The sequence below is a fragment of the Arthrobacter sp. UYCo732 genome (assembly GCF_040547265.1).
Lineage (GTDB): Bacteria > Actinomycetota > Actinomycetes > Actinomycetales > Micrococcaceae > Arthrobacter.
The window spans coordinates 69,947-81,989 of sequence record NZ_JBEPPJ010000020.1 but is presented as its reverse complement, the minus strand read 5'-3'; the positions used below and the strand labels follow the sequence as shown (position 1 = coordinate 81,989).

Annotated in this window: 11 protein-coding genes; 7 read left to right on the top strand and 4 right to left on the bottom strand. The window is 62.5% G+C overall.

From position 1 onward, the window contains the following. The 3 genes from ABIB45_RS19065 to ABIB45_RS19055 form a co-directional block, all read right to left on the bottom strand. On the bottom strand, nt 1-804 hold an 804-nt coding region (locus ABIB45_RS19065; protein ID WP_354217411.1), incomplete at its 3' end, for an IS1380 family transposase. Nucleotides 805-919: 115 nt separating this feature from the next. Then, complete coding sequence (locus ABIB45_RS19060) at nt 920-1,135, bottom strand: DnaJ domain-containing protein (protein ID WP_354217410.1); 216 nt, start codon at nt 1,133-1,135, stop codon at nt 920-922. Nucleotides 1,136-1,374: 239 nt separating this feature from the next. Next, nucleotides 1,375-1,800, bottom strand: a complete 426-nt coding sequence (locus ABIB45_RS19055) for an Hsp20/alpha crystallin family protein (RefSeq protein WP_354217409.1) — start codon at nt 1,798-1,800, stop codon at nt 1,375-1,377. Nucleotides 1,801-1,933: 133 nt separating this feature from the next. Here ABIB45_RS19055 and ABIB45_RS19050 point away from each other — a divergent pair, with 133 nt between their 5' ends. The 6 genes from ABIB45_RS19050 to ABIB45_RS19025 all read left to right on the top strand — a co-directional run bounded on the left by ABIB45_RS19050 (nt 1,934) and on the right by ABIB45_RS19025 (nt 8,989). Next, on the top strand, nt 1,934-2,230 hold the full coding sequence (locus tag ABIB45_RS19050) for a MerR family transcriptional regulator (RefSeq protein ID WP_354217408.1): 297 nt from the start codon (nt 1,934-1,936) through the stop codon (nt 2,228-2,230). Nucleotides 2,231-2,632: 402 nt separating this feature from the next. Further along, entirely contained in the window at nt 2,633-2,860 is a 228-nt protein-coding gene (locus ABIB45_RS19045) for a hypothetical protein (RefSeq protein ID WP_354217406.1), read from the top strand. A 1,544-nt stretch (nt 2,861-4,404) separates the two neighbouring features. Continuing rightward, nucleotides 4,405-5,064, top strand: a complete 660-nt coding sequence (locus tag ABIB45_RS19040; protein WP_354217405.1) for a GntR family transcriptional regulator — start codon at nt 4,405-4,407, stop codon at nt 5,062-5,064. 42 nt (nt 5,065-5,106) lie between these two features. Continuing rightward, complete coding sequence (locus ABIB45_RS19035; RefSeq protein WP_354217404.1) at nt 5,107-6,735, top strand: BCCT family transporter; 1,629 nt, start codon at nt 5,107-5,109, stop codon at nt 6,733-6,735. Nucleotides 6,736-6,737: 2 nt separating this feature from the next. Further along, nucleotides 6,738-7,877 carry a mandelate racemase/muconate lactonizing enzyme family protein gene (locus ABIB45_RS19030; protein WP_354217403.1) on the top strand — a complete coding sequence of 380 codons (1,140 nt, stop codon included), beginning with the start codon at nt 6,738-6,740 and terminating at the stop codon, nt 7,875-7,877. Further along, nucleotides 7,874-8,989, top strand: coding sequence for an enolase C-terminal domain-like protein (locus ABIB45_RS19025; RefSeq protein ID WP_354217402.1), 1,116 nt, complete (start codon nt 7,874-7,876; stop codon nt 8,987-8,989). Before ABIB45_RS19030 ends, ABIB45_RS19025 begins: the two co-directional genes overlap by 4 nt. Nucleotides 8,990-10,192: 1,203 nt before the next feature. Here the strand turns inward: ABIB45_RS19025 and ABIB45_RS19020 are convergent. Beyond that, nucleotides 10,193-11,272: an ABC transporter permease gene (locus tag ABIB45_RS19020; RefSeq protein WP_354217400.1), complete on the bottom strand. Its 1,080-nt coding sequence runs from the start codon at nt 11,270-11,272 to the stop codon at nt 10,193-10,195. Nucleotides 11,273-11,367: 95 nt separating this feature from the next. Here ABIB45_RS19020 and ABIB45_RS19015 point away from each other — a divergent pair, with 95 nt between their 5' ends. Beyond that, nucleotides 11,368-11,961: a TetR/AcrR family transcriptional regulator gene (locus tag ABIB45_RS19015; protein WP_354217399.1), complete on the top strand. Its 594-nt coding sequence runs from the start codon at nt 11,368-11,370 to the stop codon at nt 11,959-11,961. Nucleotides 11,962-12,043 lie beyond the last annotated feature (82 nt).

The following is a 12,043-nucleotide window of genomic DNA, read 5'->3' as shown; positions in this document are numbered from 1 at the left end:
CGTTTTCCATGCCGTTTCAGGGATCCCGGCGATGGCGCGTTTGACGGCCGGGTCCATGCGCACGGTCACCGAGACCTCCGCCGCGCCGGCCAAGGCCGCGGAAACCGCCGCATGGCCGTAGAAGGCCGAATCGAAGCGGCGGAGCACCCGCCCGCCCGTGTTGAGCCGTTTGAGGGTGGAGAGGGCATCGGTGATCAGGCGTTTGGCTCCACGGGCCGAGTTCGCCGCGCCCTTGCGCCGCCGCTGGGCCAGGATCACAGGGGCGGTGTCCTTCGCCGAGGCGGTGGCCAGCAGCGCGTTCAGCCCGCGGACCCCGGAGTATCCGTAGCCGGAGCCCTGCTTGGCGTAGCCGTGGACCTCGATGGTCGTGTCATCGACATCGACGAACACGAAGTCAGCGGCGGTGGGTGATCCCAGCAGCGGGGCCTGACCGGCCAGGTTTCCCAGGAAGCGGGACGCGACCGCGTCCAGCTGGCGGACGTGCCCGAAGGTGAAGGACCGCAGGAACGATCCCAGCGTGGAAGGCGCGTAGCAGGCTTTGAAGAGCCGTTTCATCCCGCCGCGGCGGAGCACGGCCATGTCATCGATCGAGTCCGCGCCGGCGACCATCCCCGCCACCAGAGACGCGACCTTCAGCCCGGCATTGGCACCCTTGTCCGTCGGCAGCGACAGCCATTCATCGGCCAGCTCGTGCAGCCCGGCGTCCCGGGCCAACACCATCACCGGCAGCAGCCCGGCCGACGCCACGAGGTTCGGCTCGTCGAACGAAACTGACAACACGGCAGGCCTGTGGGAAACTTGCATCTACGAAATGCCTCTCTTTTTGGCGAAAATGAGTTCTAGACAAGCTTCATTTTCCGTGAAAAGACAGGCATTCACGGTTTAAACCGCCGTCAGGATCCCGATCCACATCGGTGGATCAAGGCTTAGCGGGGTCGCCCACCACGGTATAGGCGGCCATGATCTCCTGCAGTTCCTGTGCCCTGGACTCCCGTTCTGCGGGCACAGCGTCGGGCGGGGTGGTGTCGGGATGGTGGGTGCGCATCAGTGCCCGGTAGGCGCGTGTTACGTCACCGGCCGTCGCTGCAGGACCCAGATGAAGAACGTCGTAGGGGTCCGGGCTGTCTTCCTTCATGGTCGCGGTTTTTCGTCTCTGCTGTGCTTTTCCTGTCGGGCCCCGGGGCCCGGGTGGGGCAGGGGTGGTGGGGATGGTCCCCGGCCCGTGGGGGTCGGGGACCATCGGTGCGGGAGGCATCGTCGGGGGCCGCTTTTTTTGGTGCGCAACTGGCGCGGTGGCGTGGCTACTGTGGTGCATCGCCCTTTACTCTTCCGGCGGCCGGTCCAATGCCCGGTCCTGCAGGCCTGACCCTGGGCTCAGGCGTTGATTTCCTGACGCTGGTTCTTCTCCGATGCAATTTCGATACGGCGCGGTTTGGCCTTTTCGGCCACGGGGATCCGCAGCGTCAGCACCCCGGCGTCGTAGCTGGCCTTGACCGCGTCGGCATCCAGGGCGTCTCCCAAAATGAGCTGGCGGCTGAAGACGCCGCGGGGCCGTTCGGCGGCGATCAGCTCCGTCTTTTCCCCGGCCGGGTCCTTGCGCTCGGCCTTCACCGTCAGGACGTTGCGTTCAATGTCGATGTCCACCGAATCGACGGCAACGCCGGGCAGGTCGAACGCGACAACGAATTCTTCCCCGTCCTGCCAGGCGTCCATGGGCATGGCCGCCGGCCGGGCTGCGGTGCCGAGGACCTGCTGGGCGAGCCTGTCGAGCTCGCGGAACGGGTCGGTACGCATCAGCATGGTCGTCTCACTCCTTAGAGATCGTTCCTTATCACTTACCCCAGCCGCTTATCTATTGTGGCCGGTATAGATTTTTTATATCACTGGTGTGACACTGGAGCAAGGGTTTTTTCAGGGTTTTGAGGAGGATCTGGTGGAGCCAAAAACTGGCAGAACTACCGCGGTGTATGCGATCTCGGTGGCCGCCGAGCTGGTGGGGACAGGTCAGCAGAACCTCCGGCTGTATGAGCGAAAAGGCCTGCTGGAACCCGGGCGGACCATCGGAGGAACACGCCGCTACAGTGAACAGGATCTGGACACCCTGCGCCGGATCAGCGCACTGCTGGAGGACGGGCTGAATCTGGCCGGTATCCGCGTCGTCCTTGAACTCGAAGCCGTTAACAGGGGGCTGCAAAAGCAATTGGCTGCCGCCCGGGTCCAACGGCACTGAGTCGACTGCGGCCCGCGACGGCACTCTTTTCTGGAGAGAGGATCCGGCGTCCGCCGGCGGGAGTCAATGCCGGCGAAGTCCCGCATCCCGAGGTTCGCATGGGTGCGCTGTCCTCAGGGCCTCGAGCGCCGATCCGGCTCACACAGTCAGTGGCGCTCCCGCCCACGGCGGGCTGTCCTGCTGTCGTCTGCCTCGGGCCGCGGCCAGGGGCCGCTTCGGGGGGAGGGCCCCGGGGTCAGGTTCGCGTCAGATGAGACTGGTAACATCCCGGGGGCAGAATCCCCTCTGCCGGTGATGAGAGGAGAAGGTGTGGGTCCGATAAAGAGTATTTGGGCAAGCGTGCAGGGGGATCCGGTTTTTATGAGGCGGGTCAATGGATGGCTGGCGATCCTGTGGATCCTCATGATCCCGATTTCCCTTGTGATGGGGTGGTTGGACTCGGTCGTATATGTCTCGGCACTGTCGTTGTGGGCTCTCGTGTCCGGTCACTGGTCCGCCTGGCAGGCGGCACGGGTAGAGGTAGCGCAGCTTGAAGACGCCAAGATGCGTGAGAAGGAAGACCTCGTTGCCGAGGTAGTTGAAGCACTCCTGGCCCGAACCAATGTGGAACCGGCCGAAACGGGCCGGTAAACGGCAGGAAATCGCCGGTCGCCCCGGCGGGTGCCCCCTTTACGGGACGACTCGATGCTTCCTTGCGGGAAACCCCTGAGGGCCGGGCTGGCGGCGAACTCCTCAACCAGCCCTTTTGAGACGCTCCTCGGACAGCCTGGGAACATTTTTCCCGCCGGGGAGCGCAGGGCAAAACCCCTGGGGTGCACCAACGCGGTCACGGCGCCGCCCTTCTTCCCGGCGGCGGCCCCGGACGCCGGCAGACCCCGCCGGGGTCAGCGGCTCCTGGTGGTGGGGCGATCGCTTGACAGGGTCCGCCCGCGAGTTAGGAACAGCCACCCGAGGACGAGGACCGCGGCGAGGACGTTGAGGTACCCCAGGAGTGAAGCCACGAGCAGCACGACGTCGTCGCCCGCCAGGTCGCGCCCTGCGGCTCCGGAGACGTTGTGGACGAGCTAGAAAAGCGCCTCAACCGCAAGGAACGACGCCATGACGGGAACCCCCGCCACGGCGTCGGGTCCTCAGAAGAACCGTGGCCACAAGGAACCAGACGAAGGTCAACAGCAGGGGAACCGTCAGGCCACCGGGGCTGGCGCCGAAGCGGCCGTAAAAGTGCAGGTAATACGCGACCTGCCAGACATAGTTGGCGATCGTGACCACGACCAGAGCAACGACCTGCCAGGGAGCCCACAACGACGAGCCACTGGCTTTCTTGGCCCTCGGCCGCCGTTCTCGTCTGACAAACACCGTGCCCCCCCGTTTGTGTGGCCTCCGGTTGGACACCTACCCGCCATACTGCGGGCCTGTCGCGGTCAGGACGGTCCGCCCGGCGGGCGCCCCGCATGAACCCTCCCGGGAATCATGCCCGCCGTTATGTTGGCGGCGTAGCCGGGTGACGAGCGGGCTCCCGGGCGTCGGTGCTTGGCTCTCAACCCGTACGGGTGTCCGCAGGGACTTGCGGTACCTCAAGCCTGAACCTTCTCGCCGAACGATGCGAGACTGGTCGTCCCCCAAGGACACAACCAGGCGCCGAAAATTCCGGGTCATATCGCTGGACGATCAGCCGGGTCATTTATTAGAGTTTCTAACTACGAAAACCGGCAGGGGCGCGAACAGCGCCCGGGGAGGAGGAGCGCATCACCGCTGACCAATACCAGACATCAAATGCCCAACCCGCTGAAAGCCCCTCCCGAGGGGCTTTCCCTATTTTATCCGCCAGTTTTATCCGCCGGCGGCTGGAGATTTTGTCTTCGAAGATCCGGCCGCAACCGACCGTTTCCAGGGCATCGCGTTGGAGTTGGGTCTTGTCCGTTGGTTGATACACGGGTAGAGGGCGACGCCGTCGATGTTGTCTGATTCATCCAGGTTACGCAGGACACTGTTGGTGTCAGACGCGTTCGCTAATTCCGGTGCCTCCAGAAGGCTTTGCGGGCGGTTGGCCCCGTCAGGTTGGTCATGCGTCCCCAGGAACTGTGAATGTGACGATTGCCACTGTTCAAGTGTGGGGATAATCTCTATAGTCAGATAGTCGACAATCGACCGTAAGTGTTTGAGGGAGTGGGAACATGGGCAAGTTGGAAAGAATCTCGATGAAGGACCGTCTCGCGACGGAGCTTCGGCGCAAGATCCTTGCTGGCGATCTTCCTCCTCACGCGCGCGTTGTGGAACAGGATCTTGCCGATGAGTACGGGGTGAGCCGGGCGGTGGTGCGGGAAACGATGCTGGTCCTGGAGCTGCAGGGTCTTATCATTTCCACGCCGTATAAGGGTTCGGAGGTCGCTTCGATTTCGAGAACAGAAGTCGAGGGGCTGCTGTTGCCGCTTCGTATTCACATCGAACAGTTTGCCCTCGCGGAGGGCCTGGCCCTTTTTGATGCGGACACGTTTGAAGACTTCGGACGTGTTCTCGCGGACATGGAGCGGGCGATCTACAACAAGGACATCAACGCTTTCAACGAAGCTGATATGCGGTTCCACGCGATCATTGTCGATGGCTGCCCGACCGATTCCGCGCGAAGCATCTGGGATTCCATCCATCCCCGGATCCGGATGCACTTCGCCATGCAAACCGGACGCACGGGCGCGCTCTCGGAATTCCTTGAGGACCATAAGCGGCTGGTGGATGTGTTCCGGACCGGAGACGTCGCGGCCAGCCGTGAGGCGATCGCGGCCCACATCATCGGGACGAATGAGCCCCATCTGGGTCTGCTCGATGAATCCGCGTAGTCATACCCCCATCTGTATCAAATCACTGCCAAAGGAGACGTTGTGATTGAAACCCAGGCTGCCGTAGAGGCGCCAAACACGAACCAGAAGCACAGACCCACGGTTGACAGGGTGCTCGTCGTCGGGGCCGTGATCGTAGTGGGCATAGTCGTGGCAGCCCTGCTGCTGTGGCCCAACGAGGCCCAGGCCTCGGCAAATGTCCTCTTCGACGGGTCCACGCGCATCTTCGGGGCCCCCGTGCAGGTACTGGGTCTGGGCTGCTTCCTGTTAGCGGTCCTGCTGGCCGTATCCAAGTTCGGGCGGATCAAACTCGGTGAAGGCAAGCCGGCCTATTCCACGTCCAGCTGGCTGTTCATGTTCATTTCCGCCGGCCTCGGATCGGCCACCATGTACTGGGCTTTCATGGAATGGGCCTATTACTATCAAACGCCAGGACTCAATATCACCCCTGAGTCCCGGGAGGCTCTGGACGTCAGCATGTCGTATGCCTTCTTCCATTGGGGTCCCATCCCGTGGGCAATGTATGTGGTCGCAGGAATCTCGATGGCGTATTACATCCACGTTCGGAAGGGCAAACGGCTCAGCTACGCCGGAAACGTCGAGGCAGTAATCCCGAAGGTGAAAGCTGCCGGCCTTGGCGGACGTATCATCGATCTGTTGTTCCTGTTCGGCACGTTCGGCGGGCTGATCCTGACAGTCACGGTCACGGTCAACACCGTCTCTGCCGGTGTGGCAGGACTGATGGGCATCCAGAACGCTTTTTGGCTCAAGGCCATCATTCTCACTTTATCTACCGTGGTCTTCGGACTCAGCTCCTTCATTGGCATCGACAAGGGATTGCAGAAGCTCGCCAAAACGGCCGTCCTGGCGGCGTTCGTCTTTGCCGCCGTGGTGTTCCTGATCGGTCCGTCTGAATTCATCGTGGCCAACGTCGTTAATGCGGCGGGTCTGGAGGCCCAGAACTTCCTCCACATGAGCCTGTTCACGGACCCCAACGGCGGGAGCTCTTTCTCGCGCGACTGGACTGTCTTCTACTGGCTCTACTGGATTTCCTACCTGCCCGGCGTCGCCATCTTCATCACCCGCGTTTCCAAGGGCCGTACCATCCGGCAGACCGTCATCGGCCTGATCGTTGGCGGATCTGCCGGCATCATGTTCTTCTTCGGCATTCTTTCCAGCTACGCGATGAACCAGATGAACCATGGAACCGTGAACGCCCCACAGGTGCTGACCGATAACGGCGGGGACAACGCCGTGGCCCAACTGCTCAACACGTTGCCACTTGGCACTGTCTTTTCCGTCGTGTACTTCCTGATCATGCTGGTCTTTTTGGCCTCGCATATGGATGCGACGTCCTACACGGTGGCAGCTGTCAGCACCCAGAATCTCCCCAACGGCACGGACCCGTCACGAAGCCTTCGACTGTTTTGGGTCATCATGCTGGCGGCGGTGCCGATGGCCATGCTTGCCATCAACGCCAATCTGGGCACGTTGAAAACGGGGCTGACGCTGACAGCCATCCCGTTCCTGTTCCTGCTGGTCACCCAAATCTGGGGCCTCATCCGGTGGTTGAGACAGGATTCAGACCGCATCGACATGAAAACCGGCCTCATCCTCCCGGTGAAGCCGGAAGACGCAGCAGAGCCCGCACCCTCGGAAGGCACCCGCTGACCATGAAAATTATTGACGTCGAAGCGATCTGGCTTCGGATCCCCTCCTTCGGTGAACGGTGTGAGTGGGGCGAGGACGCTTTCCTGGTAAAGGTCCACACCGATACCGGCCTGATCGGCATCGGTGAATCCGACAGCGCCCCGGCCGTTCTCAAAGCCTTGATCGAGACGCCCTCCTCTCATTCCACAAGTCGAGGACTGCGGGAAATCCTGCTGGGGGAAAACCCCCTCGATATTGACCGGCTGTGGAACAAAATGTATGACGAGTCGTCCTACATGGGGCGGCGGGGCGCGGCCATCCATGCCATCAGCGCCATCGACATCGCCTTGTGGGATATTGCGTCACAGCACTACGGCGTGCCGATCCACACGCTGCTCGGCGGCAAGGTCCGCAACGAGATAGCCGCATACGGGACCTTCATTCCAAAGGACAACCCCGCCGACAACGCGACCCTGGTCGAAGGGCTGCTGGAGGCTGGATTCTCCAGCCTGAAGCTTGGCGGGGGCCTGTTCGGTAACGATCCAACCCATGACCACAAGGTCCTGCAGGTCGTCCGGGATACGGCAGGGGACAACATCGACCTCGCCATCGACCTGGTCTACCGGTGGAAGAACTACCGCTACGCCAAAACCCAAAGCGACCGGATGAGCGAGTTCAGCCTCAACTGGATCGAAGAACCACTCCCAAGCGATGACCACCTCGGGCTCCGGCGCCTGGCCGAAACATCCGAAAGCAGGATCTCCGGAGGTGAAGGACTCTCCACCGTGGCCGAATTCACCGAATTTATCCGCGAGTCACGACCGGACATCATCCAGCCGGACATCACCCGGTGCGGCGGCATCAGCGAGATTCGGAAGATCCACGACGTCGCCACACGCTACAGCACACAACTCGTCCCGCATGGATTCAGCACCGGCATCCTCATGGCAGCTACGGTGCAGTTCCTGGCCAGCATCCGGGACGGTGAACTCATTGAATTCTCGCAAAGCACCAGCCCGCTCTCCCTTGACCTGGTCACCAATCCCATCGTCCTGACCAACGGCAAAGTCACCGTGCCGGACACACCCGGCCTGGGGATCGAGCTGGACGAAGACCTCATTGCCAAATACCGCGTTGAGATGACGTTAGGAGCCAGGCCATGACTAGCACGATCGACTCCGTCGACGTGTTCGTCCTGACAAACCCCGAAGCACGGTACCGGACCTCGGCCCACTACGACGAGCTGCAGATCACCAACACCGTGGTGCGAATAAACGCCGGCGATACGTTCGGCGTCGGCGGTGCCATCTCATGGACCGAAGGCGGCGTCGATACGGCCTTGGGCAAGGCCATCGAACACGTGGGAAGCGTCCTCATCGGTCAAAACGCGCTGAACCGGGAGCGACTCCACGGGCTGATGTCTAGCAGGTGCGCCTCCATGTTGCCGCTCTCGCTGGCACCGCTGGACATCGCCTTGTGGGATTTGGCCGGAAAAGCATTCGATGTCCCCCTTTACCAGCTCCTGGGTGGACACCGGGATACGATCCCGGCCTATGCCAGCACCCCCTTCTTCGACACCATCGAGGAATACCTGACCATGGTCGCCCAGTACCTCGACGAGGGGTACCAGGCGATCAAGTTCCACACGTGGTGCTACCCGGACAAGGACCTGGAGCTCGTCAACGCCGTCGCGGAAAAATTCGGCGGGCTGGATATCACCTGGATGTTCGACGTGGAAGGACGCTACAACAGGCACGACGCCCTGCGCGTCGGACGCCGGCTCCAGGAACTCGGATACACCTGGTTCGAGGCACCCTTACCCGACAGCGACCTGGAAGGCTATCGCTGGCTGCGCAGCAAGCTGGACATCGAGATCATCCCGGCCGGCAACGAACTGGTGACCCTTGGCCTGATCCAAACCGGCATGTCCCTGGGGAGCTGGGACCACGCACGGGTTGATGCAACACTCGCCGGGGGCATCACCGGAACCCGGCACATCATGTCAGCCGCCCGGGCTCATTCGATGAATGTCGAATTGCAGTCCTGGGGCTACACCCTCTCACAAGCCGCCAACCTGCACCTGATGCTCGCGTTCCCCAACTGCCGGTACTTCGAACAGGCCATGCCTCAAAAGCCAATGGAATTCGCCGCACTAGACCCCATCCGCATTGACTCTGCCGGAGATGTGCGGGCCTCAGGCAAACCAGGACTGGGTGTTGATCTGGACTGGGACCTGATCGAAAAGCACGCCCTGGTCAAATACACCCTCAAGTAGAGCTGCGGCACGCTAAAACCGGGGCCCTTTCACACGCTGGCGGGGCCCCGTCAAGCAACCTGAACGGGGTAGAGACACAGCACACCGGCAGATCATCGCTGATGGGCGGCGGCGGGGGTTCCCGCGCAGAAAATCATACCCACCATACTGACGGATCCCCACCACCGGGGCTGAGGTCAAAACGCCGTCAACTCTGCCCTCACGATGGCTCGCATTCGTCCGAGATCTGGACCCGTCCGGTGAATTGGCCATAGTCAGCATATGAAATGGGTGTCGGGATGACGTCCCAGTTCCCAGGAAAGTAGACGCCCAGGGCTGGCACTTCGAAAAGTCGCGACACGCTCCAGATTTTCGTTCTACATTGTTTCCCTCGGCGCGTCCCGCGGAGACCGATCGGAACAACTTTCGGGACAGTGAAGACCTGGTGGGCTGTCATGCTCTGACGATGGCTGTCTCCTTCGAATGCACTACCCGGACACGCATATCCAGGCCGGAGTTGTTTGATCTTGCCCGCAGCATCGATGTGCACAAGGGCTCGATGGCGCGGTCACGGGAGGAGGCCGTCGCTGGGGTCAGGACCGGCCTTGATCTCTTTGGGGCAAGAGGTCACCTGGCGGGCCTGGCACTTCGGTGTCCCGATCCGGATGACGAGCCGGATCACCGAGATGCAGGGCCCGGACTACTTCGTCGATGAACAGGTCAAGGGCCCGTTCCGGCTCTTCCGACCCGTCCATGAATTCAACGAGGATAGTTCGCGGCCCTGTTCGGTCCAATCGGGCGGGTGGTTGAGAAACTGGTGTTGGCCGGCTACCTCCAGAAACTCATCGAGACAAGGAACCGGTACCTCACCGCAGACCAGCAGCACGGATAACGCCTCCTCTGTACTGGGCCCGGCCGCCTGGCAGCCAGTTGCCGATTTGGGACTGGGCGGTGAAAGCCACTTCGCTCGCTGGCCGTCTCAGTAAAGGATCCTTTGCTGAGATGGCTGTAGCACTAGCTATCCTGCACGCCTCTCACGGCACCTCGGAAAGAAGATAGTTATGGAACGGCTTTCTTCGACGTGTCGCCGCCTTTCGATGGACCGGACCTGGCGGTTCGCTCCTAGGAACTGGGACGCCCGGTCGGCGGCATTGAGGTCATTTTCCCAAGTCACCTGCACGAGATGTGCGAGGGGCTTGAGGACCAATGCTCGGGAAAGTCACGCTATGCCGGTGGGCCCGGCGTGTGTTCGGCGTCGAGGGAGCCGCCGATGTGGACGACTTCCTGGTTGCGGAAGTGTCCGGCCAGGGTGAACATAACCCCGGCGATGGTCCATGCGGCCAGGACCAGCCAGGGGAAGAGCACGTTTGCGTCAGGGAAATAGGACAGGTCCCGCAGCAGAGTGGTCGAGGCGCCCGGGACGAACCATTGGCCGATGGCACCCCACGGTTCGGGCAGGAACTGCATGGGTGCGGTGGCGGCAGAGATCGGGTTCGCGATCAGCATGGTCGTCACGGCCCCGACCGGGATTCCTGCCGTGCCGATCAGAGCGTTGAGGCCGACGATGAACGAACTCGTCCCGAGCAGCGCCAGCGCGGCGCCCAGCCCGTTGAGCACGGCGTTGCCCTGCAGCACGCCATAGAGCCCCTGCATCACCAGCACGATCAGGCCTCCTGCCAGGATCGAGTAGAGCGCCAGGGCGCCCAGCCGGCGCTGGTTCCCCACCACGACGAGCGAGACGAGGATGCCGCCGATCATGCCGCCAAAGGCCAGCGGGAAGGCCGCCAGCGCCAGGCCGGTGCCCTTCGCATCTGACGCGGCCAGCGGGACGAGGTCGGTCAAGGTGACCTTCGGGGCAACCGGTGCCGGGTGCCCGGCGGCGGTCGCAGGCCCGGCCGCGGCCGCCGTGGCCTGGTTGATTTGGTTCTGGAGCTGCTGTGCGACGCCGGTGAGGATCTGGCTCACCACGGTGCCGTTCGCGGAGGCGGTGAGCACCTCGGGGGCCTGTCCCAGCACCACCGCGCCGTAGGCGTCCCGGAAGCGGATGAGCGTCGTGGCGGCGTCCCTGCTGTCCACCGTGGTGATCGTGAAGGTTCCGCCGGCCTTGTCCTCCAACGCCTTTTCCAGTGCCTGGACCTGCGTGTCCGGGCCGGTGACGGCCACGGGGATGTTCTTCGCCGAGGAGGTGATGCCCGCCCAGGTGAAGGCCAGCAGCACCACCCCGACAATGGACGCGGTCGCTATGGCGATCAGGACGACGCGCGACCATTTGGTGTGCGGCACGGCCGCGGGAACGATCGACATGGTGACTCCCGGCTAGTAAAACGAATGATTGTTCTTTATAGTGGGTGACTGCAGGGGATCCTGCCAAGAACAACCATTCTTTTTGAGGTGGACGCATGCCAAGAGTGACCGACGCCCACCGCCAGGCCCGCCGCTTGGAGATCGCCGGGGCGGCACTGCGGTGCTTTGGCCGGAAGGGGTTCCAGGGAACCTCTATGGCGGACATCATTGCCGAGTCCGGGCTGTCGGCGGGCGCGATCTACGGTCATTTCAAGAGCAAGGACGAACTCATCGAGATGTCAGTCCGCGAAATCCTGGACCACCTTCTGGATGAGATCGACGCGGTCAGCTCCTCCGATCCATTGCCCGAACCCCACGAGGTCCTGAAGGCATTCCTGCGGAGCATCCGCGAGGACATCGTTGACCGCGGCCTTCTCCTTCAGGTCTGGGCCGAGGCAATGACCGATCCCGGCCTGCGCCGTATAGCGGCCGGAACGGTCACCGGGCTCAAGAAACTCTTCGCCGAGTACCTCACCACCTGGTACACCCAGTCCCGGGGGCTCACGCCCACGGAGGCTTCGGCCCGGGCGGACAAGTATGCTGCGGTCATGCTGGGGGCGTGCCAGGGCTTCATCGTCCAATCCGCGCTACTACCGGGCTTCGACGCCGAGGAATACCTCGCCGGGCTCGACGTGATCTCCCCGCACTGAGGGGCAAAACACGTCCCGCGCTTGTTGGGGGTCTGAGTAGCAGTGGAACGGAATCGTGCGGTAGTCGGGCACTTATGCGTGA

Excerpts from the sequence above, each read along its gene's own strand:
- ABIB45_RS19040 (WP_354217405.1), top strand. The coding sequence starts at position 4,405 with ATGGGCAAGTTGGAAAGAATCTCGATGAAGGACCGTCTCGCGACGGAG.
- ABIB45_RS19015 (WP_354217399.1), top strand. The coding sequence starts at position 11,368 with ATGCCAAGAGTGACCGACGCCCACCGCCAGGCCCGCCGCTTGGAGATC.
- ABIB45_RS19025 (WP_354217402.1), top strand. The coding sequence starts at position 7,874 with ATGACTAGCACGATCGACTCCGTCGACGTGTTCGTCCTGACAAACCCC.
- ABIB45_RS19020 (WP_354217400.1), bottom strand. The coding sequence starts at position 11,272 with ATGTCGATCGTTCCCGCGGCCGTGCCGCACACCAAATGGTCGCGCGTC.
- ABIB45_RS19055 (WP_354217409.1), bottom strand. The coding sequence starts at position 1,800 with ATGCTGATGCGTACCGACCCGTTCCGCGAGCTCGACAGGCTCGCCCAG.
- ABIB45_RS19060 (WP_354217410.1), bottom strand. The coding sequence starts at position 1,135 with ATGAAGGAAGACAGCCCGGACCCCTACGACGTTCTTCATCTGGGTCCT.
- ABIB45_RS19045 (WP_354217406.1), top strand. The coding sequence starts at position 2,633 with ATGATCCCGATTTCCCTTGTGATGGGGTGGTTGGACTCGGTCGTATAT.
- ABIB45_RS19030 (WP_354217403.1), top strand. The coding sequence starts at position 6,738 with ATGAAAATTATTGACGTCGAAGCGATCTGGCTTCGGATCCCCTCCTTC.